This window comes from Cognatishimia coralii, from assembly GCF_037478305.1.
GTDB classification, from domain to species: domain Bacteria; phylum Pseudomonadota; class Alphaproteobacteria; order Rhodobacterales; family Rhodobacteraceae; genus Cognatishimia; species Cognatishimia coralii.
In genome coordinates this window covers 166,303-190,871 of record NZ_JBBGAZ010000004.1, presented here as the reverse complement: position 1 = coordinate 190,871, position 24,569 = coordinate 166,303, and the positions used below count along the sequence as shown (strand labels likewise).

Below are 24,569 nucleotides of genomic sequence, written 5' to 3'. Positions count from 1 at the left end.
TTCCCCCTAAAATTTCTGAAAGGCAGGAGAGGTCAGCACCAGAGCGATGCCTTCCCATCGGTTTTCGGCAGCAGAGGCCGCGAAGGCAACCTCGGCAGGGGCGTTCTGCCCCAGAGCAGTTTGCGCAAATTCGCGCGGATCCGGCAGCACGCGCAGCATCTCTTGCGGCGCAGATAGGGCCCAAGCCAGACGTGCAGCCATGAATTGCGGCGTGATCCAAAAGCTATCTTCCTCAGGCCAGCCGTCGGGCCCGTTTGGCGTTTGCCAGGGTTGCCCCATGATCTGCATCGGCGTGACAATCAGGTTCAGAAGAAACTTCTGATTGCTACGCGCCAATGTAGCCTCACCCACGTCCAGCGCCCGCATGGCGGTGGCGACAAAGTCGATGGGACGTTTGATATTGGTCATCTCGGGCTGCCAGCTTGCGGGATGGTTCAGCAGGGCGACATAGACGTTCAGCAAATTCCCATCGCTTTCGTGGTAGGCCGCTGTCAGCTTGTCAATCAGGTCGGGATCAGGCGTATCCGCCGTAAAATGCTGCGCCAGTTTGGTCGCGATGTGCCGCGCGGTCGCCGGATGGCGCGCGAGGTCGCGCAGGGCTGCATGGATGTCATCCAAAGAACCTTTGCGACCATAGCTCTTGCCCAAAACGGTTTCCGCGCCCGGTTCGACATGGGCAGGTTTGAATTTAAATCCACCCTCTTGGTTAAGGCTTAGCCCTGCAAAAAGTTCCGCCAATTGGCGCACATCGTCCTGCGTATAAGGACCGTCGACGCCCAGCGTATGCAGTTCCATCACCTCGCGCGCGAGGTTTTCGTTCAGCCCTCGGGCCCGGCGTTTACCAAGTTTACTGTTGGGTCCAACGGATTGCGCCTGATCCAGATAGTGCAGCATCAACGGGTGGGTGACCGCTGCGATCAGCAGATCCTCGAAACGGCCTGCGATATGGGGGCGGATCGCCTCTTCGATATAAGGCGATGTCGCGAAGCGCACGATATTGCTCTTGCCCCGCGCGGTGAAATGATCGGCCCAGAAAAACGCGAGCCGTTCGCGAAAGCCGGTGGATGTTTGGGTGCGCCGCAAAAGAGTATCGCGGATCATGCCTGCATAGGCTTTGCGCGCCGCAGTATTCGCGCGTTTCTTAGCCTTGGTGGCTGCCGCGCGGTCGTCCTCAGTCTTGGCTTTGCGCTCGCTGCGCCGCGCCTTTTGAAACGCCACAATGCGGTGGCGGAAGTCGTCGAAACCTTCGATTGGAAAAGCGCGCATCATGCGGTCAGGCCCCACAAGATCATCAAGCATTTCCTCAGCACTCTGAGGCGCGGACACACGTGGGGAAAGACCTGTTCCAAACCGAATTTCTGCAACCTCTGTATTGAACATCCGACCCTCCCTGCGCACATGCGTCGTAAATCCTTGTGTCCATAATACGGCACAATTGGGTCGTTCCGTCGGCAGCCACGCGATTTTTCGCCAAGCGCGGTGCCGCGCAAAACAAAAGGGCCCCGAAGGGCCCTGCATGTTTTGCGCTTTAGGTCGTTGTTATTCCTGAGGAATAACCCGCAGGCCCAGCTCCATCAGTTGATCAGAGGATGGATCGCTTGGCGCGTTCATCATCAGGTCTTCCGCGCGCTGGTTCATCGGGAAGAGCATGACTTCGCGGATGTTTTGCTGATCGGCCAAAAGCATTACGATGCGGTCGACACCTGCCGCGCAACCGCCGTGTGGCGGCGCACCGTATTGGAACGCTTTGTAAAGCGCGCCGAAACGGGATTTCACTTCGGCCTCGTCATAGCCTGCCAGTTCAAACGCCTTCAGCATGATTTCTGGCTTGTGGTTCCGGATCGCGCCAGAGACCAGCTCGTAGCCGTTGCACGCGAGGTCATACTGATAGCCCAGCACCTCTAGCGGATCGCCATTCAGCGCATCCATGCCACCCTGAGGCATCGAGAACGGGTTGTGTTCAAAGTCGATCTTGCCGCTTTCTTCGTCCTGCTCATAGATCGGGAAATCCACGATCCATGCAAAGGCAAAACGGTCCTGCTCGGTCAGACCAAGCTCGGCCCCGATGACGTCACGCGCCTTGCCCGCAACCTTTTCAAAGGCCTTGGGTTTGCCGCCAAGGAAGAAGGCCGCATCGCCCACGCCCAGACCCAGTTGCTGACGGATCGCCTCGGTGCGCTCTGGGCCGATGTTTTTCGCCAGAGGCCCCGCGGCCTCTAGGCCTTCGCCCTGATCACGCCAGAAGATATAGCCCATACCTGGCAGGCCTTCGCCTTGTGCGAATTTGTTCATGCGGTCACAGAACTTGCGGCTGCCACCTTTCGGTGCTGGGATCGCGCGGATCTCGGTGCCGTCTTGTTCCAGCAGCTTCGCAAAGATCGCAAAGCCAGAGCCCGCGAAATGTTCAGAGACAACCTGCATTTTGATTGGGTTGCGCAGGTCGGGTTTGTCAGAGCCATACCAGAGTGCTGCGTCGCGATAAGAAATCTGCGGCCATTCACTTGGCGCATCGACCTTGCGGCCGCCACCGAATTCCTCAAACACACCCGCCAGAACCGGCGCGATGGTGTCAAAGACGTCTTGTTGCTCCACAAAGCTCATTTCGAGGTCGAGCTGGTAGAAGTCGGTCGGGCTGCGATCTGCGCGCGGGTCTTCGTCGCGGAAGCACGGCGCGATCTGGAAGTATTTGTCAAAGCCCGCGACCATCATCAGCTGTTTGAACTGCTGAGGGGCCTGCGGCAGCGCATAGAATTTGCCCGGATGCAGACGCGATGGCACGAGGAAGTCGCGCGCGCCTTCCGGGGAAGATGCGGTGATGATCGGGGTCTGATATTCTTTGAACCCCTTGTCCCACATCCGCTTGCGCATCGAGGACACAACGTCCGACCGCAGGGTCATGTTTTTCTGCATCTGCTCGCGGCGCAGGTCGAGGAAGCGGTACTTGAGGCGCGTTTCCTCAGGATATTCCTGATCGCCAAAGACCATCAGCGGCAGCTCATCAGACGCGCCCAGCACTTCGAGGTCACGGACGAAAACTTCGATCTCGCCGGTTGGCAGGTTCGGGTTCACAAGGCTCTCGTCACGCTCAAGCACATTGCCGTCGATGCGGATACACCACTCAGAACGCACCTTTTCCAGCTCGGAAAACACCGGGCTGTCGCCATCCGCGATCACCTGAGTGATGCCGTAGTGGTCGCGCAGGTCGATGAACAGAACGCCGCCGTGATCTCGGACACGGTGGACCCAGCCTGCGAGGCGCACGGTGTCGCCCACGTTGGATTTGTTCAGATCTACGCAGGTATGGCTGCGGTAAGCGTGCATATCGATGCCTTTCCTAAGGGCCGCCCAGATGGGGCCCGAAATTCGTCTGGGGTGATACACAGTCAACGCGGCCGGAAGTCAAGCAAATGCTGACCAAATGACCCGTTTTTGCGCATCCGTGGCCACGTGCGCTGCGTCGAATTTCGCTCGAAATTCGAAAATCTTTACAAAACGGGGGGAATTTCGGCAGACTTTGCCTCGGGAGTTGCGGGTCAACTGACCTGTTTTAGTGAGTAAACAAGGGGGCTTTGCGCATGTGGGCGACCTTATTTTTGCGAATGATGCGGGGGCTCATTCGGGACGGCGCTTTGGAAATCACGATGCCGGATGGGCAGATCGAACGGATTGGAGACGGGAGCGATCCTATCCGGATTACACTTTCAGATCCTGACTTGCCCCGCCGCATTCTGTTCAATCCTGAGCTGGCCGTCGGCGAAGCCTATATGGATGAAACTCTGACCATCGCTGGGGACGATCTTTACGGGTTTATCGCCTTGGGCGTGCGCAATTTTGCGGTCGGTCACGGCGAAGGTCTGGAGTCGCGGATCGCGCCACTCAAACGCTATGTCGAACAATTCAATCCGGTCGGCCGCGCGCAAAAAAATGTGGCGCATCACTACGACCTCAGCGGGCGGCTTTATGACCTCTTTCTTGATGAAGACAAGCAGTACAGCTGCGCCTATTTCACCGACCCCGACTTGAGCCTTGAGGCCGCGCAGGTCGCGAAAAAACGCCATATCGCGCGGAAATTATTGATCGAGCCCGACATGCATGTGCTGGACATCGGCTGTGGCTGGGGCGGTCTGGCGTTGACCTTAGCGCAAGAGTACGGCGCTCGGGTGACCGGGGTCACCCTGTCCGAGGAACAGCACGCGGTGGCGACCGAGCGTGTCCGCCAAGCGGGGTTAGAGAATCGCGTGAAAATCCTGTTGAAGGACTATCGCGCGGTCGACCAGACCTTTGACCGGATCGTGTCCGTGGGCATGTTTGAACACGTCGGCGTGCCACATTACCGCGAGTATTTTCGCCATGTGCACGACAAACTGTCAGAAGACGGCGTGGCATTGATCCATACAATCGGGCGCGCAGCCCCGCCTGGTCGCACGAGCCCCTGGATCACCAAATACATCTTCCCCGGCGGCTATGTGCCGTCGATGTCGGAATGTTTGAAAGCGGTCGAGAAAGAAGACCTCTGGGTGACGGATGTCGAGGTCTGGCGGCTGCACTATGCCGAGACGCTGAAACATTGGCACGACCGCTTTATGGCACGGATTGATGAAGCTAGGGAGATTTATGACGACAGGTTCTGCCGCATGTGGCGGTTCTATTTGATCGCGAGCGAACTCACCTTCCGCCTGCATCGGCAATGTGTGTTTCAGTTTCAGATCTCACGCCGGCAAAAGGCCGTGCCATTGAGTAGAGACTATCTCTATCGCACCTGATCAGACCAATTCCACAGGGATCATGCCCCGAAGGGAATTGCCCATGTGAATGGCCTTCGCCGTTTTCAGCATGTCGACGGTCACTACAGCTTCGAGGGTTCCGTTTTCTAAGGCAATTTCGCGCTGAATGCCGGGCAGCAACCCGCAGGACAGCGGAGGCGTTACGATCTGCCCGTCCTCAAGTGTGACAAAGACGTTTGTGATCGTGCCCTCACACACCTCGCCACGCTCGTTCAGCATAAGCGCCTCATCGATGCCTTCTGGCCTCTCTTCGCGCGCCTTGTCGTAGAGGTCACGGCGCGTGGTTTTGTGCTTTAGAAGCGCGTCTTCAGACGGCAGCCTGACATCGCTGATCGCGACACGCCACACATCCGGCGTGTTGCCCAGCGGCGCCGACGAAAACGCGAACCCTTCGTCACCAAGAGTCAGCCGACACCGCAGGGGCATATCCCCGCTGGCCTGAATCACATAGAGCGCCCAAAGATCTTCATAGTCAAAGCCCAAAACCCCTGCCGACCGCGCCATCCGCGCCAGATGCCGGTCCAGATTGATAAATCCGGCCTCAGGCTCCCAGCGGAAGGTCTCGATCAGTCGCGCGTCACGCGGAAGGCTGTCGCGTAGCGCGCTTTCCATAGGGCTTCCTCATATTCAGATGGGCCGGTGCTGTCCCAGACCACGCCACCACCCACATTGAGCTTGGCCAGACCATCCTCCACCATCAACGTGCGGATCGCCACATTGAAATTGCTGCGCCCGTCTGGCGCCGCCCAGCCAATGCCGCCGCAATAGATCTCGCGCGGTTCGGGTTCCAGCTCGCGAATAATCTCCATGGCTCGCAGTTTCGGCGCGCCGGTGATCGATCCGCAAGGGAAGAGCGCTTTGAAGATATCACCCAAGCCCGCATCGGCGCGCAGCTTTGCGCGCACAAGCGACACCATCTGGTGCACGGTAGCGTAGCTTTCGATCTTGAAGAGCTCGGGCACTTCGACCGATCCGGTTTCAGCAACCCGACTGATGTCATTGCGCAAAAGATCCACGATCATCAAATTTTCCGCGCGGTTCTTTTCGTCATTCCTCAGCCATTCAACCCGTTTGGCATCCTCTTCAGGATCCTCAAGGCGCGGCTGCGTGCCCTTCATAGGGCGCGTCTCAATCGTGCCATCGCTGAGCGTGCGGTAAAACAATTCAGGCGAGCGGCTGAGCAGATCCGGCCCGTCCTCTTGCAACACCAAGGCCCCCTGCCCGACCGGCTGCCGCGCGGTCAGGGCCGCATAGAGCGCCGAAGGGTCGCCCTCGTAAACGGCCTCCATCGGGAAGGTCAGGTTGATCTGATAAGTGTCGCCTGCGCCGATATAGGCTTTGACCTGATCAAAAGCCTCTTCATAGCGGACTTGCGTCCATAAAGGGCAAGGCTCTGTCAAAGCCGTCGATCCGTGCTGCAAAGGCCGTATCGACGGGGCTTGATAAACGCCAAAGCGCAGCAACGGCAATCGCCGCTCGGCTGGCATCAGGGGCAACAACCGCTTCTCCAGCGCATAGCCCAGCTCATAGGTGCCGTAGCCCGCGACCCAAAGCCCCTCGCTTTGCGCCGCTTCAATTTCGTCGAACGCAGCCGGCACATCCGCGGGCTCCCACGCTTCAATCACGCGGAACGGATCCCCGAACCACGTCCCAGCGCCCAAGGGCCCCTGATCAAAGCGAATCTGCACGCGCATCTCCTGCAAGTGTTTGACGAAATTGGTATAGCGCTCTCGCTCTCGCTGAACAGGGTGAAAAGCGGCTTTTCTCAGTTGAAATCGGCCCAGAAGACCTTTGGCGCAAAACTCGCTATAAACCCCTTGCACCTTGCCCGCCGATCCTTATAAGGCAGGACAATTTGCGCGCCGCCCTGTGCGCTCTCCTGCCGCTTTGAACCCCGAGGTCCGCCATGCCCAAAAGAACTGACATCAAATCCATCATGATCATCGGCGCAGGTCCGATTGTGATCGGCCAGGCATGCGAGTTCGACTACTCCGGTGCACAGGCGTGTAAAGCGCTTCGAGAAGAGGGGTATCGCGTCATTCTCGTGAACTCCAACCCAGCGACGATCATGACCGATCCGGAACTGGCGGATGCAACCTATATCGAACCCATCACACCCGATGTGGTTGCCAAGATCATCGAAAAAGAACGCCCCGACGCGCTCTTACCAACAATGGGTGGTCAGACTGGTCTGAACACCTCGCTGGCTTTGGAAGAAATGGGTGTGCTTGAAAAATTCGGTGTAGAAATGATCGGCGCGAAACGCGACGCGATTGAAATGGCCGAGGACCGGAAATTGTTCCGCGAGGCGATGGACCGTCTGGGCCTTGAGAACCCGCGAGCGACCATTGTGACCGCGCCTAAGAAAGAGAACGGCGACGCGGATCTGGACGAAGGCGTACGGATCGCTCTGGAAGAACTCGAAGACATCGGCCTGCCTGCGATTATCCGTCCGGCCTTCACGCTTGGCGGCACTGGCGGCGGTGTGGCGTACAACCGCGAAGACTATATGCACTTCTGCCGCACCGGTATGGACGCGTCCCCTGTGAACCAGATCCTCGTTGATGAAAGCCTGCTGGGTTGGAAAGAATACGAGATGGAAGTGGTCCGCGACACCGCGGACAACGCGATCATCGTTTGCTCGATTGAAAACGTAGACCCGATGGGCGTGCACACCGGTGACTCGATCACCGTGGCCCCTGCGCTGACTTTGACCGACAAAGAATACCAGATGATGCGGAACGCCTCGATTGCGGTTCTGCGCGAGATCGGCGTAGAAACCGGCGGTTCGAACGTGCAATGGGCGGTGAATCCGGCTGACGGCCGTATGGTTGTGATCGAGATGAACCCGCGCGTGTCCCGTTCCTCGGCGCTCGCCTCCAAAGCAACCGGCTTCCCGATCGCCAAGATCGCTGCGAAACTGGCGGTTGGCTTCACGCTGGACGAGCTCGACAACGACATCACCAAAGTGACCCCTGCGTCTTTCGAGCCCAGCATCGACTATGTCGTCACCAAGATGCCACGCTTTGCGTTCGAGAAATTCCCAGGCTCTGAACCCTACCTCACCACCGCGATGAAATCCGTGGGCGAAGCCATGTCCATCGGCCGCACCATCCACGAAAGCCTGCAAAAAGCGCTGGCCTCGATGGAAACCGGCCTGACCGGCTTTGACGAGATCGAGATCGAAGGCGCGCCAGACAAAGCGGCAGTGATCAAAGCGATCAGCAAACAGACCCCAGACCGCCTGCGCACCATCGCGCAGGCCATGCGTCACGGGCTGACCAACGATGAGATCTTCGCGACCACTATGTTTGACCCATGGTTCCTGGATCGTATCCGCGAAATCATCGACGCCGAAGAAAACGTACGCGCAAACGGTCTGCCGAATGACGAACAGGGCCTGCGCGAGCTGAAGATGCTCGGCTTTACCGATGCGCGTCTGGCGAAACTTACCGGTTTCTCTGAAAACGATGTTCGCAAAAAGCGTGTCGCCGCAGGCGTCAAAGCTTCGTTCAAACGCATCGACACCTGCGCCGCCGAATTCGAAGCGCAGACGCCCTACATGTACTCCACCTACGAAGTGCCTGTCTTTGGCGAAGCAGAATGCGAAGCGCGCCCAAGCGACAAGAAAAAGGTCGTGATTCTCGGCGGCGGTCCAAACCGGATCGGCCAGGGCATCGAGTTTGACTATTGCTGCTGTCACGCCTGTTTCGCGCTGACCGACGCGGGTTACGAGACCATCATGGTCAACTGTAACCCAGAGACCGTGTCCACCGACTATGACACCTCGGACCGCCTGTATTTCGAGCCGCTGACCTTTGAACACGTCATGGAAATCCTGCGCGTTGAACAGGAAAACGGCACGCTGCACGGCGTCATCGTTCAGTTCGGCGGCCAGACCCCTCTGAAACTGGCGAATGCTCTGGAGTCCGAAGGCATCCCGATCCTCGGCACCACGCCTGACGCGATTGACCTGGCCGAAGACCGCGAGCGTTTCCAAGCGCTTGTCAATCAACTGGGCCTCAAGCAACCAAACAACGGCATCGCATCGACGGACGCGCAAGCCTTTGATATCGCGAAAGAGATCGGCTTCCCACTGGTCATCCGCCCCTCTTATGTTCTGGGTGGCCGCGCGATGGAAATCGTGCGCGATATGGCGCAGCTGGAGCGCTATATCTCTGAGGCCGTGGTGGTTTCCGGCGACAGCCCGGTTCTCCTCGATAGCTACCTCGATGGCGCGACCGAACTCGACGTCGACGCGCTTTGCGACGGTGAAAACGTCCACATCGCAGGCATCATGCAGCACATCGAAGAAGCGGGCGTACACTCTGGGGACTCCGCCTGTTCGCTGCCGCCCTACAGCCTCTCTGACAGCGTGATCGCCGAGATCAAGGAACAGACTGTGGCGCTGGCCAAAGCGCTTCACGTGAAGGGCTTGATGAACGTCCAATTCGCCGTCAAGGGCGAAGTGATCTACCTGATCGAAGTCAACCCACGTGCCTCGCGGACAGTACCATTCGTGGCCAAAGCCACGGACAGTGCTATCGCCTCTATCGCGGCACGCCTTATGGCGGGCGAGCCACTGTCGAACTTCCCAGAGCGCCCACCCTATGCTGAGGACGCCGACATCTCGAAGCCGCAAAAGATCGCGGATCAGATGACCTTGGCGGATCCGATGATGCCTTGGTATTCGGTCAAAGAGGCGGTCATGCCGTTCAACCGTTTCCCTGGCGTCGACACGATCCTCGGCCCAGAAATGCGTTCGACCGGCGAAGTCATGGGCTGGGACCGCAGCTTTGCGCGCGCCTTCCTCAAGGCGCAGATGGGCGCGGGCATGGTTCTGCCAAGTGAAGGCACCGTGTTCATCTCGATCAAAGACTCCGACAAAACCGCGGAGATGCTGGACGCAGCCCAGATCCTCGCAGGCCTCGGCTTCTCGATTATCGCGACCTCTGGCACCCAGAAATGGCTGGCGGAAAATGGCGTGGACTGTGGTGTGGTCAAGAAGGTCTATGAGGGCCGTCCAAACGTCACCGACAACCTCAAGAACGGCGACATCGCTCTGTTGATGAACACCACCGAGGGTCAGCAGGCCATCGACGACAGCCGCGACATCCGCTCGATCGCTCTGAACGACAAGATCCCGTATTTCACCACCGCAGCGGCCTCTCACGCCGCCGCCCGCGCCATCAAAGCGCGCGAAGAAGGCGAGATCGAAGTCCGCGCCCTGCAGGCATAAGCATCTGAAAAATCACGTAAAGGGTGGGTCCTCGCGGCTCACCCTTTTCTTATGGAAAGGGCCACGCCGCCCAAGACCAAGATCGAACAGATCACAAAACGGATCGTCAAATCTTCGGCCAAAAACACCATGCCACCGCCCATTGCAATCACCGGCACGGTCAACTGCGCAACGGCTGCCCGACTTGCCCCGAGCGACGGGATGATGGCGTACCACAAGGCGTAGCCCAGCCCCGAGGTCACAGCACCTGACACAATCGCCAAAGCCACGCCGGTCACGCTCAACACGCCCCAGTCCGGCAACAAGAACATCGCGGCCAAACCCACGGGCGCTGCCAGAATGAAATTCATGGCCGTGGATTGCGTTGCATCCTTCGCCCCCTGCCCGGCCAAAGAATAGATCCCCCAGCCGACACCCGCCGCTGCCATCAAACCCACCGCCCCTATCGGCAAGGTCAAGGCCTCACTCGGCCACAAAAGCCATGCCAGGCCCGCAACCGCGATCCCAGCCCCAAGCATCCTCTGTGCGGGTACATCGTCGCCATGCGTCAGCGCTGCGACAAACATCGTCACCTGAACAACGCCAAACAAAACCAAAGCCCCCACACCCGCATCAAGCGCCTGATAGGCCAGCGAAAATCCAAAGATATAGGCCAACAACGAGGCCACCCCAACGGCCCTTGCGCGACCGCCCAGCGCAAATCCTTTGCCCTGCCAAGCCACCAGAGCCGCGAGCATCACCGCCCCCGCCGCCAGCCGCAACGCGCCAAACACAACCGCATCCATTCCCCCATCCACAATCGCCACACGATTGAGAACCGAGTTCGCGGCAAAGGCCACCATGGTCACAAGGGTCAGCACAAAAATTCGCATCGCTTTTTCTCTTGCTCCAAATATCCTCGCCGAAGGCATCCCACCCTTAGCCACAAAAAAGGGCCGCTCCAACCGGAGCGACCCTCAATTCACACAGATGTGCGGTGATGATTACATCATGCCGCCCATGCCGCCCATGTCTGGCATACCGCCACCTGCTGGTGCATCTTTGACAGGCTTGTCCGCAACCATTGCTTCGGTGGTGATCAAGAGGCCAGCAACCGACGCCGCATCTTCCAGAGCGGTGCGGGTCACTTTGGCAGGGTCGATCACGCCAAAGCCGAACATGTCGCCATATTCTTCGGTCTGCGCGTTAAAGCCAAAGGCAGTGTCGTCAGATTCACGGATCTTGCCCGCAACAACTGCACCGTCGACACCAGAGTTCTCAGCGATCTGACGCAGAGGCGCTTCGATAGCTTTGCGAACGATGTTGATACCTGCGTTCTGGTCAGCGTTTGCGCCTTCCAGACCGTCCAGAGCCTTGCCGCCCTGTACCAGAGCAACACCACCACCCACGATCACGCCTTCTTGTACGGCCGCACGGGTCGCGTTCAGGGCGTCATCAACGCGGTCTTTGCGCTCTTTCACTTCAACTTCGGTCATGCCGCCAACGCGGATAACCGCAACGCCGCCTGCCAGTTTCGCAACACGCTCTTGCAGCTTTTCACGGTCGTAATCAGAAGAGGTCTCTTCGATCTGGCCGCGGATCTGGCCAACACGTGCCTCGATCTCTGCCTTCTCACCAGCGCCGTCCACAACAGTGGTTTCGTCTTTGGTGATGTTGACGCGCTTGGCGGTGCCCAGCATGTCCATGGTGACGTTCTCAAGCTTCATGCCGAGGTCTTCAGAGATCACTTGGCCGCCGGTCAGGATCGCGATGTCTTGCAGCATCGCCTTACGACGATCACCGAAACCAGGTGCTTTCACAGCCGCGATTTTCAGACCGCCGCGCAGTTTGTTGACAACCAGAGTTGCCAGCGCTTCGCCTTCAACATCTTCTGCGATGATCAGCAGAGGCTTCTGAGACTGGATCACAGACTCAAGCAGAGGCACCATTGGCTGCAGAGAAGACAGTTTCTTTTCGTGCAGCAGGATCATGCAGTCTTCGAGGTCTGCAGTCATCTTGTCTGGGTTGGTCACGAAATATGGGGACAGGTAGCCGCGGTCAAACTGCATACCTTCAACAACGTCGGTCTCGGTCTCGAGGCCTTTGTTTTCCTCAACGGTGATCACACCCTCGTTGCCAACTTTCTGCATCGCGTCTGCGATCTGACGACCGATTTCTGCTTCGCCGTTTGCAGAGATGGTGCCAACCTGAGCAACTTCGTCAGAGTCTTTGACTTCGCGTGCGGAAGCAACAATCGCTTCAACAACTTTCGCAGTTGCCAGGTCGATGCCGCGCTTCAGATCCATTGGGTTCAGGCCAGCTGCAACTTGCTTCAGACCTTCTTTAACGATCGCCTGCGCCAGAACGGTCGCGGTGGTGGTGCCGTCGCCCGCTTCGTCATTGGTGCGAGACGCAACCTCTTTGACCATCTGCGCGCCCATGTTCTCGAACTTGTCCTCAAGCTCGATCTCTTTGGCAACGGATACACCGTCTTTGGTGATGCGAGGAGCGCCGAAAGATTTGTCCAGAACAACGTTCCGACCTTTGGGGCCCAGAGTAACTTTAACAGCATCCGCGAGGATGTTTACGCCGCGCAGCATTGCGTTGCGGGCATCGGTGTCGAACTTTACGTCCTTAGCAGCCATTGTGCTTTACCTCTTTGAAATTCTTGAAATTGGATCGACGACTTAGGACAGGATGCCCATGATGTCGGATTCTTTCATCATCAGCAGCTCTTCGCCGTCGACGGTGACTTCGGTGCCGGACCATTTGCCGAACAGAACCTTGTCGCCAGCCGCAACTGCCGGAGCAATCAGCTCGCCGCTGTCTTTGCGCGCGCCTGCGCCCACTGCAACAACTTCGCCCTCAGAAGGCTTTTCTTTTGCGCTATCTGGAATGATCAGACCGCCTGCGGTTTTCTCTTCGCTCTCAAGACGACGAACCAGCACACGATCGTGTAGAGGTGTAAGTGCCATTATAGGTTTCCCTAACAAAGTGTCTCCCTGACTCCCTCAGCGGAGTCGTTAGCACTCCCAGTCGGCGAGTGCTAACAAGCGAATAGTTAGGAGTTGGATTGGGAGGAGTCAACGGTGTGTGGAAAGTTTTTGCCGATTGCAAAACCGCTCTATCTTACACACTAGAACAGAATTGGACTCGACATGCTGCAAGACAAGAGATCAGAAACAGATGCGGAAAAACAAAAGGTCATACTGACGCGTTTGGTCAAAGAACTTTCAAACAGCTACCCAGATTTATATTACCAATCCACAAGTCAGATCGCTCGATTGATCCGCGACCTGATCGATGCTGGGAAAACTCTTAATGGCGAAGAACGAAAAATCATGGAACGTCTTGGGCACCGAGACATTGAGGTTCTTCTAAGCCTGCACTAATTGCTGGAAAGCTCCGTCACACCCGCCTTTGTGACGCTATAAACCCCACGCTCCAACTTCTCAAACCACCCATAATGGTTCGCCGCCATTATTGCCGTCGCCTTGGGCACACCTACAGCCTTTGCCACCTCAGCCCCCCGGCTCGGCCCATGCTCCGCCAAATAAGCCGCACATCGCCGCGCTTCCTGCAAATAGGCCGTCTCTACCTTCCCGCGCGTACCGCCAAGGTTCGGGTCCCCCTCGCGCCGTTCAAACTCCTTCAAGAGCGCCCCTTTGCGCGGCTTGCTCTTGCGCGGCTTGAACTCAGCAGGGTCAGCATGCACCTGCACATGACCGTCCTCCGACTTGACCGACAACACCCCAACGCCCAGCCGTTTGCACAGCCCGACATTGCCCTTGAACGTCCGCCACCCAGATTTCCCCTTCCAGCGCGGCACACAGACATAGACCCAATCGGAAACCCGCTGCCGCGCCACCGCCTGCTGCAACAGAGCCAAGGAAAACCCGACCTTCAGCTCTACAATCACCGGATCTTCACCTTCGCGACAGGCCATCACGTCGCAAGCGCCGACCTCGGCCTTCACCTCAAACCCCTGCCCCTCTAGCCAAGCCTTCACCGGCAGATATAGATCCGTCTCTTTCATGCACCCACGCTACCCCGCGACCGCCTCCAATCCCACCCATTTTCTCTTGCTCAAAATATCCCGGGTGAATTGGCCGCAAGGCCAAGAGGGCAGCGCCCTCAATGCGACATCTCTCCACGTGACAACACCGAAATCCCCGCCTATAAGGCCCGCAAAATCGTACGCCTCCCCGGCACCACCAAGGACATACCCGATGACGATCCAAGTATTTGGCCATAAATCCCCCGACACCGACTCCACCGGCTCTGCCATCGTTTGGGCCTGGTACCTGAACGAAGTCAAAGGCACCCCGGCCAAACCTGTGCTGCTCGGAGAGCCAAACACCGAAGCCGCTTTCATGCTGACCCGCTGGGGCTTTGAGAAACCTGAGATCATCGCAGACGTTGCCGATGACGCGCCCATCGTGATCGTTGACACCAACAACCCAGCCGAGCTGCCAGCCAATATCAACAACGCCGACATTCAAGCCATCATCGACCACCACAAGCTGGTCGGCGGTCTGGAAACCAAAGGCCCAATTGAGATCACCGTCCGCCCTCTGGCCTGCGCAGCCACCATCCTGATCGACCTGATGGGCGAGGACGCCGCTAAAATGCCCGACGCCATCAAAGGCGCGGCGCTGACCTGCATCCTCTCTGACACGCTGGAATTCCGCTCTCCAACCACCACCGACCACGACAAGGCCGTGGCCGAGAGACTGGCCGCCGATCTGGGTCTGAACATCACCGACTACGCGTCTGAAATGTTCGCCGCGAAATCCGATGTCTCGGCCTTCTCTGACGCAGAGCTGATCCGCATGGACTCTAAGGAATACGAAGTCGACGGCACCAAGTTCCGCGTCTCGGTTCTGGAAACCACCGCGCCAGAAATCCCGCTGAACCGCAAAAACAGTCTGATGGAGACCTATGCCACCGTCAAAACTGAGGACGGCGTAGACGAGGTTCTCTTGTTCGTCGTGGACATCCTCAAAGAAGAAGCCACCCTTCTGGTGCCAAACGATCTGGTTAAAGGCGTTGCTGAAAAGAGCTTTGGCGCGACTGTCGCGGGCGACACTGTGGTTCTGCCCGGCATCATGAGCCGCAAAAAGCAAATCATTCCGAACCTCAAGGTCTAAAAACCAAGGGTGCCTAAGGCGGCACCCTTAAGCCTTACCCTTCAATCTCAACGCGGCCACCATCGGCCGCGTTTTTGTTTTTCGCGCCAATGCCGCCATGCACCGTTTCCAACTGGTCGGCAAAACCAGGCTCACCGTCACTCGGATCGGCACCGGATTGCCCGGGCACGTTTCCGATCCCGTGTATCGCCCCGCCATTGGACCCCTGCCCATTGTTCCCATTTGGATTGGCATTAGAGTTCGCACCGGGGCCATTGCCCACTTTGTCATGAATATTCGGGTGTAACGTATCAGCGGGCGTATCTGTTGCATTGGCCGCAAAGAGCGGACCGGACACCAGCAACGCCATGACCGTGGCAGCGGTCAGATGTTTCATTGCAGTACCTTTCACATGTTTACTCCAACGCCCCAGGACGCTGGTGGCGTGCAGCTCACGCATCAAACTCGTCATAAATTTGCTCGGAATTTGAAAAAATTATGGCAGGGTTTTTTGTCTGCTGGTGGATTTCAGACCCAGATGATATTGGCCAGTAAATTTCTACGAAATTGGACCAACACATGACCCAAATCATCGAAACCCTCGCTGATATCTCTGACCGCTACGACGCGCTGTTCGTCGATCTTTGGGGCTGTGTGCATAACGGCATCACGGCTTTCCCTGAGGCGGTCAAAGCGCTGCAGGATTACCGCGCGCGTGGTGGCATCGTGGTTCTGGTCACGAACTCTCCGAAGCCCCGCAAAGGTGTGGGGGAGCAACTTGCAAGCTTTGGGGTTCCGGCCGATGCCTATGACACGATCTCGACCTCGGGCGATTCCGCGCGTTCGGCCATGTATCAGGGCGCCGTCGGCCAAAAGGTGCATTTCATGGGTGAATGGGCGCGCGATGAAGGCTTCTTTGAGCCCCTCAACGTGCTCGACAACCCACTCGACATCGAAATCGTCCCACTCGAAGAGGCCGAAGGCATCGTCTGCTGCGGCCCCAATGACACGATGGCCGATCCCGAGGTGAACCGCCCGGCCTTCCTCTATGCCAAGCAGAAGGGCATGAAACTGCTCTGCGCCAACCCCGATATCATCGTCGACCGCGGCGAGGTGCGGGAATGGTGCGCGGGTGCGCTCGCGAAACTTTATACCGAGATGGGCGGCGAGAGCCTTTACTTCGGCAAGCCGCATCCACCGATCTATGATCTGGCGCGCCGCCGACTGGCCGAGGTCACAAACGCACGCAATCTGGCCGACATCCCCGTCACAAAGATCCTCGCAATTGGTGACGGCATTCACACGGATATTGCAGGCGCAATGGGCGAGGACATCGATGCTTTGTTCATCACAGGCGGCCTCGCGGCGGCCGAGACGAAAACCGACCGGCAACCCGATCCAGACGCTCTGGACGCCTATATTGCCAAAGAGGCGCGCCATCCACAATACTCCATCGGCTTCCTGAGATGACCCAAGGGCGCGGTAAAGCCTGAGCTTTTTACATCACGCTCTGAGTCAAATTCTTTACCGAACGCCCAGAGGGCACTCTAATTCCTCTTGATTTTCTGCACCTGCGAAGTAATAAAATTTCGCAGGAAGGATGAATCGCGTGCATTTGTTTTGCGCTCGATCTGCGGAGGACCAAATGTTGGACAATTTCCCACGCGGTACGATCTGTATCGAAGACATCGAAATGGGCATGATGCGCTATGTGCGTAAAGTGGTCACGGATGACGACATTCAGAAATTCGCAGAGGTCTCGACCGACCACAATCCGGTGCATATGGACGATGACTATGCGCAAGACACGATCTTTCAGGGTCGCATTGCCCACGGTATGCTGACCGCTGGGCTGGTATCGGCAGTCATTGGGGAACAGCTGCCTGGTCACGGCACGATCTACATGAGCCAGAACCTGAAGTTCCTCGCCCCCGTGAGACCTGGCGATTTGGTGACGGCAGAGGTCGAGGTCACCGGGATCGAGATCGGCAAACGCCGTGTGCAATTGGATTGCCGCTGTATCGTGGATGGCAAGAAGGTTCTCATCGGCGAAGCGATGGTCATGGCACCGTCTCGCAAATTCGACTGAGGGCAGCGCGCGCGGGTCGCGGGGAATTTGAGTATTTTTGGCAAGATGAAAGCCGACGGGACGATACCCCTTGCACGGGGTGTCTGACAGGGCTAACGCTTTGGCCTATGCGGATACTCCGAGACTATAAGTTCATTGCGAATGAAGACCGCGGCGCGACCGTCGCCATCGGAAATTTTGATGGTGTTCATATTGGCCATCAATCTGTGATTTCTCTGGCCAAAGCCGCCGCGCCGGATGCGCCTTTGGGTGTCATGTGTTTTGAACCCCATCCGCGTGCCTATTTCGCACCTGACATGGCTCCGTTTCGCCTGACCGGTCCGGACGCACGCGCAACGCGGTTGGAGAAGCTTGGCGTCGAGCGTCTTTATGAGTTGCCGTTCAATCAGGCTTTGGCGAGCCTAACACCTCGCGAGTTTGCGCAGGATGTGATCGTCGATGGGTTGGGTTTGGCCCATGTGGTCGTCGGCGCGGATTTCTGTTTTGGCAAAGGGCGCAAAGGCACTGCTGATGATCTGATCGCTTTGGGGGAAGAGCTCGGGTTTGGGGTGACCATTGCACCGCTTGTGACGGGTGGCGACCAGCAAGTCTCGTCGACCAACATCCGCAATGCACTGAGCGACGGCCGCCCACGCGACGCCGCCGCGATGTTAGGCCATTGGCACCGCATCGAAGGCCCCGTGATTGGTGGCGAACAACGCGGGCGCGAGCTGGGATTTCCGACGGCCAATATGTCTATCGACGGTTTGCATCCCCCAAAGTTCGGCGTCTATGCCGTGCTTGTTGACGTTCTGGACGGCCCCCATGCGGGCAGCTATCACGGCGCAAGCTCTGTCGGCGTGCGCCCAATGTTCGGCGAGAACACCGCCAATATTGAAACCTATCTCTTTGATTTCAAAGGGGACCTCTATGGCGCGCAGCTCTCTGTGGCCTTGGTGGACTTCCTACGACCCGAGCTGAAATTTGACGGCCTGGAGGCATTGGTCGCCCAAATGGACGCCGATTGCGCAAAGTGCCGCGAGATCCTGAGCGCGCTATGACGGACCCGATTGATCGCAACGGGCTGGGCAAGCGATTTTGGGAAAAGAAGCCCCTCACAAAGATGTCCCAGAAAGAATGGGAAGCGCTGTGTGATGGCTGCGGCAAATGCTGCCTGAACAAACTCGAAGATGCCGACACCGGAGAGGTCGCCCTCACCCGCGTCGCCTGCCGCCTGCTGGACGACAGCACCTGCCGCTGCGCGCAATATGAAATCCGCCATCAGTTCATCCCGGAATGCATCGTTCTAAGCCCCGACAATATCGACACGCATGCCTATTGGATGCCCAAGACCTGCGCCTATCGCCTATTGTGGGAGGGAAAGCCGCTCTATGACTGGCACCCCCTGATTTCGGGACGCGCCGAAACAGTTCACGACGCGGGCATTTCGGTGCAGGGTATGACGGTCTCGGAGTGGGAGGTTTCCGAGGACGAATGGGAAGATCATATTATCGAGGAGCCGCTGTAAATGTATTTCGCATCAGATAATGCAGGACCTGTTCATCCTCAGGTGCTTGCGGCTGTGGCCGAGGCCAATGACGGCTATGCCATGGGCTATGGCAATGACCCTCTAACCGCAGAGGTTCAGGCGCAGATCCGCGACCTCTTTGAAGCGCCCGAAGCGATGGTGCATTTCGTTCCAACGGGGACAGCGGCGAATGTTCTTGCTCTGGGTTGTCTCGCAAACCCATGGGACACGATTTTCTGTGCCCGCCATTCCCATATCCAGATGGACGAATGCAACGCGCCCGAGTTTTACAGCGGCGCCAAGCTAACCACCGTGGGCCATGGCGACAAACTCGATCCCAAAGTGCTGCGCAAAAAGATCGCCGCAACCGGCGTGCTTGGCGTGCATGGCGCGCAGCGTGGCCCTATTTCGATCACGCAGGTTACTGAATTTGGCCAGATCTACACGCTCACAGAACTTGCAGAGCTAACAGCCGTCGCCAAAGACTTCGACTGCCCCGTGCATCTGGATGGCGCGCGCTTTGCGAATGCTCTGGTTGCGCTGAACTGCTCCCCCGCGGACATGACTTGGCGCTTGGGCGTCGATGCGGTCAGTTTCGGAGGCACCAAGAACGGCTGTATGGGCGTCGAAGCCGTTGTGATCTTTGACCCGGCCAAAGCTTGGGAGTTTGAACTGAGGCGCAAGCGCGGAGCACATCTCTTTTCCAAGCTGCGCTACCTGTCGGCGCAGATGAAGGGCTATCTGGCGGGTGACCTTTGGAAGACAACGGCACGTCAAGCCAACGACAACTGCGCACGTCTGACGGCGGGCCTAAAAGACGCCGGCGTTGTGTTCGACTTCGAGCCTCAAGCCAATATGATCTTCTGCCAATTGCGTCGCGATGCACATAAGCGTCTGCAAGCGGCGGGCGCTATGTATTATCTGCTGGACGGCCCACTAGACGGCCCCGACGAAAACCTTCTGCCAGCCCGACTGGTTTGCGACTGGTCCATCAGTGACGAACGCATCGACCAGTTCATAGAAATCGTTAAAGGCTAGTCCTCATACTCTTGCCAGAAATATCCTGGGGTGAGACCGCAGGTCGAGGGGCAAAGCCCCTACCCCGCCAGCGCAGGTGTCATTCTGATCAATGTCGGACGATCTGCGTCAAAGGCCTTGAGAGTTTCAGTCGTCAGTTCTGACAGACTCGCAGGCTCAACCGCGAGGCAGCCATAAGCCTTAGCCAACGCCAAGAAGTCAGGATTATAAGCCGTCACCGCATTTGGCGCGATCTGGCTGCGGACCATGGAATCCTCGATCTCTTTAAGCTTGGCATTGTCCCACAAGAGGATCGGGAACCCGAGGCCCATTTCCACGGCCGCGCCCAATTCTTGCACCGTATACTGAAACCCATAGTCGCCCGCGATACAGACCGTAGGCTTGCCACGCCGCGCCATAGCGCCTCCGATGGCAGCAGGCAGCGCATAGCCCAGCGTGCCAAAGCCTGACGGATGGTGCCAATGGCCTGGGCGCTCCATGTCCCAGACCTCTTTGCCGACATAGGCAAATTGCGTCATATCCGAGAAATACATCGCATCATCCGGCATGGCCTCGCGCAGAGCATCACAGATCGCGACGATGCCCGGGCGCTCTGAATCCGTCTCATTGCGCCAGATCTCACGGGACTTGGCGACTTCGGCAGCTGTCCATTCGGACGTTTGTTCCGCTAATTGTGCGTCCAAAGCCGCCAGAAAGCTCTTCGCGTCGCTCAGCACCTGCACATCATTGCGATGGAGATCTCCAAGGACCATCGGATCGATATCGACGCGCGCCAGATCGCACACATGACCCAAGTCGCGCCGCCAGAGATCGACCTCAGACAGTTCCGTACCCACCGCAATCACCAGATCCGCAGTCGCGATTACATCAGCACTTGAGGGGCGTGCCAAAGTAGCGCCGTAGGTCAAAGGATCCGAGGGGTCCACAACTCCGCGGCCAGCGTAGGTGACAAAAGACGCCGCACTGGTTTTCGCAAGAACTGCACGCGCCTCGTCAGAGGCGTGCTTCGCGCCGCCGCCAAAAACGAACAGCGGGCGTTTAGCCGAGGCCAGCCGCGAGGCGACATCCGAAACCTTGCCTACGTCCAATGCCTCAGCGCCAGACCAGTTCTGCGGCGCGGGCGCTGCATCCGCTTCTGACCCAGCCAAAGCAATCGGCACCTGAATATGTTTGGTCCGCGGCCGAGCGGTTTTGAACTCGCTGAAGGCGCGGTCGATCAACTGATAGGCCGCATCGGCCGTATAGGCCTCATGACTCCAGTCGCAGACCGTCGCCGCTGCGCCCTCTTGGTCTTTCATTTGGTGCAACTGACCTTTGTAGGAGGCAGTCTCGTCCAGACAGGAAGAAATCACCAACACAGGCACAGAGTCGCTATAGGCCTGCCCCATCGGCGTCATCGCATTGCACAAGCCGGGCCCCGTAATCACATAGGCCACGCCGGGATTGCCCGACGCGCGCGCATAGCCATCGGCCATGAACCCCGCACCCTGTTCATGACGCGCAAGAACATGCGTGATGCCAGCCTCTTCGATGCCGCGATACATCTCGACATTATGCACGCCGGGGATCCCGAAAATCACATCGACGCCACGCGCCTTCAGCATATGGGAAATTTGCGCTCCGAGAGGGCGTTTGGGCATCTAGGCTCTCCAGAATTGGGGGGTAAAGATTACAAAGACGGCCAAAAGCTCGAGCCGTCCAACCAGCATTCCAATGGCCAGGAGCCACTTGGCGGTATCATTGAGCGTGCTGAAATTTCCGGACGGCCCGATGATATCGCCCAGCCCCGGGCCGATATTTGCGATGGCCGCCGCAGCACCGGACACAGACGTCAGAAAATCCAAACCGGTCATTGCCAGAAACACAGACAAGAGCCCTAGTGAGACCACAAAGAAGACAAAGAACACCATCACCGAACTCAGCACGTCGTCGCTGACCGCGCGACCCGCATAGCGCGGGGTGAACACGCCATTTGGCGTGTGGATCTTTTGGATCTGAACGCGAATGGCCGAAAACAACAGCTGATAGCGAAAGATCTTGATCGAACAGGCAGTCGAGCCCGCGCAGCCTCCGATCAGGCCGATGAAAAAGAACATGGCGATGAGGCTGCTGCCCCAAGTCATGTAATTCGCGCTGGCGTAGCCCGTGCCCGAGATGATCGAGGTGATGTTAAACAGTGCCTCGCGGAAGCTTTCTTCCGGGTGTTTTGCAAAAACCGTGGTGAGCAGAATTGACGAAAGCACGACCAGCACAAGAATGATCGCCAGAAAGCTGCGCACCTGAGAATCTTGGAACAGCGGGGATGAAGCGCCGTTCACCAACTGCACATAGCGCACGAAGGGCAAGGCCGCGAGGAACATGAACACAACGGCCGCATATTCCGTCGGCCCGCTAAAGGTGCCAAAGGACGCATCATAGTTCGAAAAGCCTCCGGTCGAAACGGTGGTGAACGCATGCACTAAGGCGTCAAAAAATGACATGCCAAAGATCAGGTAGACCACGATGCAGACAGCAGTCAGAAAGATATAAATGCTCGAGATCTGCGCGGAAATCTGCGTCGCGCGAGGCAGGATTTTCCCCATGGTATCAAAGCCTTCGGAACGGAAGATCTGCATGCCGCCGACCCGCAGTTCTGGCAGAAACACCATCGCCACAACAATGATCCCGATCCCGCCGAGCCATTGGAGAATACCGCGCCAGAGCAAGAGCCCGCGCGGCAGGGTTTCTAGGCCCGTCAGAACTGTAGACCCCGTAGTGGTCAGACCTGACATCGCCTCAAAAAAGGCATCGACAAATCGTGCCTCGGTCGCCCCCAATACAAAGGGCAATGCGCCAAAGATCGGCAGAGCCAGCCAGACGCCCGTGGTCAGCATAAAGGTTTGTTGCAGCGTCAGCCCTTGTTGGTTGCCCGACTGACAGGCCAGGGCCACGAGTCCGCCTACAAGAACGGTAAACAGCGCGCTTTCGCCAAAGACCGGCCAATGGCCCTGCCCGTCGATGATATCCATCACCATGGGCGGCAGCATCGCAACACCCAGCATGGCCACCATGAGGCCAATGACATATCCGACTGGTCTTAGGTCGATCATAGGCGCAGCGTTGGCGTGAACCTCACCCAGTGTCAACTCATAGCGAGTGGGTTAGTTCGTTTCTCCGAAAATGCGCAGGCTTTCCGTGCGGCTGCGGGTCTCGCGTTCCATGCAGCTATAGTACATCAGCGGCTCCATGCTACCCCCGCGCACCAAGGTGCTTTCCGCGGCACAAGCGAGGTCGCGATAGGTGATCCAGGCACGCTGAGCATCGCGCAGCATTGTGGCCGACGGCAGCTCGTCTGCTGCGATGTATTTGTCCATTTCCTTGGCCTGCGCCATGGCCAGTTTATAGGCGAGGTTCAGGTCTTCGTCCGCATAGCCATAAAACTGCGCCGCGCAAAAATTCATTTCCATCTGTGTCGTGGCGTTGGTGCAATCGACCTCTTGTGCGGCCAAAGGCGAGGCCAAAAGCCCCAAAGCAATCAAAATCTTACGCATAATACCCCCTAAGCTGGTTAATCCCAGCTTAGCAGGGATCAGCCAACGTGGAAGAGTGTTGTGAAGAGCTTGGGATCGATGGAGCCTGACTCAAATGTCTCGCCCTCGGTCAGGATCGAGACCGCATCGTGGCTGTGCAGGCTTTCCTGATGGCTGGCGATGACGCGGAAATCACCGATGCGCTCGTCTTGCTGCAACTCAGCGCAGAACAGGCGTGCGGCGTCTTCAACAAAGATCGGGTTCGCGGCATTCAGCTCCGCAAACGCCTGTTCGTCCTCGCGTTTCACCATGACCTGCGTTTCGGTTGGCACGGCGCGGCGGGCCATGTCGATGAGGTCTTCGAACCACAGTTTCTGGATCGGTTTCGTGACCACCGAAATCCGCGCCACAGAGCGTTGGGAATGCGGCGTCGCCAACTGTCCGCGCGATTGGCGTGCGTGCTCGGACAGCTCCAGAGAACAGGGGCAGGTCGAGGAATAGACATAGTCCAGGTGCATGATCTTGAGCGGCTTGCCGTTCACATCCACCTTTTCCATAGCGATATCGTAATACTGATACCCCTCAAGACCCGAGCGCAAGGACGGGATCTTCATTGGATAGCGCAGGCGCATCTGTATGCGCGCATCAAAGCTGCCGAGGTCTGCCTTGTAGTCTTTCAGCGCATGTTCCAGCACTTCGAAACTAAAGGTCTTTTCCGCGTGCTTATAAAAGCTGCGCATAATGCGGGACATGTTGATGCCCTTCTTGTCCTCTTCAAGGCTGACCGTGCCGGTAACAGAGGTCTCAAGGGTCACATCGCCGCCCTCGCGGGTGCGGTAGGAAATCGGCAGACGGAAATTCGAGATCCCGACGTGCTGGATCTGTTTCTTAGCGCCTTTGATCAGGCTGGTCGGCCCGTTTTGCAGATCCGGCAGAGTCTCGCGATAGGCGGAATCGACAGTGAAATCCTCGGGGTACTCACGCGACAGCTCGGGATAATTCGCAACCTCTTGGCCGGGCAATAGCCGCGCAATGGCAGGCTCTAGTTCGGCAATCTCAGTAGGGCTCGCGTCCTTGGCCCAAGCGCGCAGCTTCTCAAGGGCCTCTTGGGCCTCGTCCCGGCTGAGCTCGGACTTTGACTTGGATGGGTGCATGTTCATCGGCACCTCCCTAACGCTTGCGTGCGACTAACTTAGTGCGTCACGGCTGAAATTGCCAATTTAACCAACCGATTGCATGCGCAGGGCCGGAAAAACAGAAAAAGGGCATACGGATCATGCCCTTTTCCAGTATCT

22 protein-coding genes are annotated in these 24,569 nt (G+C 57.7%); 9 read left to right on the top strand and 13 right to left on the bottom strand.

The window, feature by feature from the left end; all coding sequences use genetic code 11:
- Positions 1-6: 6 nt before the first annotated feature.
- Entirely contained in the window at positions 7-1,380 is a 1,374-nt protein-coding gene (locus tag WG622_RS09760; protein ID WP_339403423.1) for a DUF1800 domain-containing protein, read from the bottom strand.
- Between the two features lie 159 nt (positions 1,381-1,539).
- Positions 1,540-3,321, bottom strand: a complete 1,782-nt coding sequence (gene aspS / locus WG622_RS09755) for an aspartate--tRNA ligase (RefSeq protein ID WP_339403422.1) — start codon at positions 3,319-3,321, stop codon at positions 1,540-1,542.
- Between the two features lie 254 nt (positions 3,322-3,575).
- On the opposite strand from aspS, the gene WG622_RS09750 reads away from it, so the two are divergent.
- On the top strand, positions 3,576-4,763 hold the full coding sequence (locus WG622_RS09750; RefSeq protein WP_339403421.1) for a class I SAM-dependent methyltransferase: 1,188 nt from the start codon (positions 3,576-3,578) through the stop codon (positions 4,761-4,763).
- On the opposite strand, the gene WG622_RS09745 is transcribed toward WG622_RS09750, so the two are convergent.
- Together WG622_RS09745 and WG622_RS09740 are read right to left on the bottom strand one after the other, a co-directional pair.
- Positions 4,764-5,396 carry an aminotransferase class IV family protein gene (locus WG622_RS09745; RefSeq protein WP_339403420.1) on the bottom strand — a complete coding sequence of 211 codons (633 nt, stop codon included), beginning with the start codon at positions 5,394-5,396 and terminating at the stop codon, positions 4,764-4,766.
- Complete coding sequence (locus WG622_RS09740) at positions 5,351-6,472, bottom strand: aminodeoxychorismate synthase component I (RefSeq protein ID WP_339403419.1); 1,122 nt, start codon at positions 6,470-6,472, stop codon at positions 5,351-5,353. Before WG622_RS09740 ends, WG622_RS09745 begins: the two co-directional genes overlap by 46 nt.
- A gap of 218 nt (positions 6,473-6,690) precedes the next feature.
- Here WG622_RS09740 and carB point away from each other — a divergent pair, with 218 nt between their 5' ends.
- The gene (gene carB / locus WG622_RS09735; protein WP_339403418.1) at positions 6,691-10,023 is read left to right on the top strand and encodes a carbamoyl-phosphate synthase large subunit; all 3,333 of its coding nucleotides are present in this window, start codon (positions 6,691-6,693) and stop codon (positions 10,021-10,023) included.
- 38 nt (positions 10,024-10,061) lie between these two features.
- Here the strand turns inward: carB and WG622_RS09730 are convergent, their stop codons facing one another.
- The 3 genes from WG622_RS09730 to WG622_RS09720 all read right to left on the bottom strand — a co-directional run bounded on the left by WG622_RS09730 (position 10,062) and on the right by WG622_RS09720 (position 12,977).
- Entirely contained in the window at positions 10,062-10,895 is an 834-nt protein-coding gene (locus WG622_RS09730; RefSeq protein WP_339403417.1) for a DMT family transporter, read from the bottom strand.
- Positions 10,896-11,006: 111 nt separating this feature from the next.
- A complete protein-coding gene (gene groL / locus WG622_RS09725) occupies positions 11,007-12,647 on the bottom strand; it encodes a chaperonin GroEL (RefSeq protein WP_339403416.1) in 1,641 nt (546 codons plus the stop codon).
- 42 nt (positions 12,648-12,689) lie between these two features.
- Positions 12,690-12,977: a co-chaperone GroES gene (locus tag WG622_RS09720; protein WP_209357118.1), complete on the bottom strand. Its 288-nt coding sequence runs from the start codon at positions 12,975-12,977 to the stop codon at positions 12,690-12,692.
- A 183-nt stretch (positions 12,978-13,160) separates the two neighbouring features.
- Between WG622_RS09720 and WG622_RS09715 the strand changes: the two genes are divergently transcribed.
- A complete protein-coding gene (locus tag WG622_RS09715; protein WP_339403415.1) occupies positions 13,161-13,394 on the top strand; it encodes a hypothetical protein in 234 nt (77 codons plus the stop codon).
- On the opposite strand, the gene WG622_RS09710 is transcribed toward WG622_RS09715, so the two are convergent.
- The gene (locus WG622_RS09710) at positions 13,391-14,038 is read right to left on the bottom strand and encodes a DUF2161 domain-containing phosphodiesterase (protein WP_339403414.1); all 648 of its coding nucleotides are present in this window, start codon (positions 14,036-14,038) and stop codon (positions 13,391-13,393) included. The two genes, WG622_RS09715 and WG622_RS09710, sit on opposite strands and share 4 nt — an antisense overlap.
- A 193-nt stretch (positions 14,039-14,231) precedes the next feature.
- On the opposite strand from WG622_RS09710, the gene WG622_RS09705 reads away from it, so the two are divergent.
- A complete protein-coding gene (locus WG622_RS09705; protein WP_339403413.1) occupies positions 14,232-15,152 on the top strand; it encodes a manganese-dependent inorganic pyrophosphatase in 921 nt (306 codons plus the stop codon).
- A 34-nt stretch (positions 15,153-15,186) separates the two neighbouring features.
- Here the strand turns inward: WG622_RS09705 and WG622_RS09700 are convergent, their stop codons facing one another.
- Positions 15,187-15,603 carry a hypothetical protein gene (locus tag WG622_RS09700; protein ID WP_339403412.1) on the bottom strand — a complete coding sequence of 139 codons (417 nt, stop codon included), beginning with the start codon at positions 15,601-15,603 and terminating at the stop codon, positions 15,187-15,189.
- 107 nt (positions 15,604-15,710) lie between these two features.
- Here WG622_RS09700 and WG622_RS09695 point away from each other — a divergent pair, with 107 nt between their 5' ends.
- The 5 genes from WG622_RS09695 to WG622_RS09675 all read left to right on the top strand — a co-directional run bounded on the left by WG622_RS09695 (position 15,711) and on the right by WG622_RS09675 (position 19,765).
- On the top strand, positions 15,711-16,601 hold the full coding sequence (locus tag WG622_RS09695) for a TIGR01459 family HAD-type hydrolase (RefSeq protein ID WP_339403411.1): 891 nt from the start codon (positions 15,711-15,713) through the stop codon (positions 16,599-16,601).
- A 175-nt stretch (positions 16,602-16,776) separates the two neighbouring features.
- Entirely contained in the window at positions 16,777-17,220 is a 444-nt protein-coding gene (locus WG622_RS09690) for a MaoC family dehydratase (protein ID WP_209357123.1), read from the top strand.
- Between the two features lie 107 nt (positions 17,221-17,327).
- On the top strand, positions 17,328-18,260 hold the full coding sequence (locus WG622_RS09685; protein WP_339403410.1) for a bifunctional riboflavin kinase/FAD synthetase: 933 nt from the start codon (positions 17,328-17,330) through the stop codon (positions 18,258-18,260).
- On the top strand, positions 18,257-18,727 hold the full coding sequence (locus tag WG622_RS09680) for a YcgN family cysteine cluster protein (RefSeq protein WP_339403409.1): 471 nt from the start codon (positions 18,257-18,259) through the stop codon (positions 18,725-18,727). The genes WG622_RS09685 and WG622_RS09680 overlap by 4 nt, the downstream gene beginning before the upstream one ends.
- Positions 18,728-19,765 (top strand): threonine aldolase family protein, encoded by a 1,038-nt coding sequence (locus WG622_RS09675; RefSeq protein WP_339403408.1) that lies wholly within the window; start codon positions 18,728-18,730, stop codon positions 19,763-19,765.
- Positions 19,766-19,824: 59 nt separating this feature from the next.
- On the opposite strand, the gene WG622_RS09670 is transcribed toward WG622_RS09675, so the two are convergent.
- The 4 genes from WG622_RS09670 to folE2 are packed head-to-tail and all read right to left on the bottom strand — an operon-like array spanning position 19,825 to position 24,434.
- On the bottom strand, positions 19,825-21,405 hold the full coding sequence (locus WG622_RS09670) for a 5-guanidino-2-oxopentanoate decarboxylase (RefSeq protein ID WP_339403407.1): 1,581 nt from the start codon (positions 21,403-21,405) through the stop codon (positions 19,825-19,827).
- Positions 21,406-22,854, bottom strand: coding sequence for a TrkH family potassium uptake protein (locus WG622_RS09665; RefSeq protein WP_339403406.1), 1,449 nt, complete (start codon positions 22,852-22,854; stop codon positions 21,406-21,408).
- Positions 22,855-22,905: 51 nt separating this feature from the next.
- Positions 22,906-23,295, bottom strand: a complete 390-nt coding sequence (locus WG622_RS09660) for a lysozyme inhibitor LprI family protein (protein ID WP_339403405.1) — start codon at positions 23,293-23,295, stop codon at positions 22,906-22,908.
- Positions 23,296-23,333: 38 nt separating this feature from the next.
- A complete protein-coding gene (gene folE2, locus WG622_RS09655; protein ID WP_339403404.1) occupies positions 23,334-24,434 on the bottom strand; it encodes a GTP cyclohydrolase FolE2 in 1,101 nt (366 codons plus the stop codon).
- Positions 24,435-24,569 lie beyond the last annotated feature (135 nt).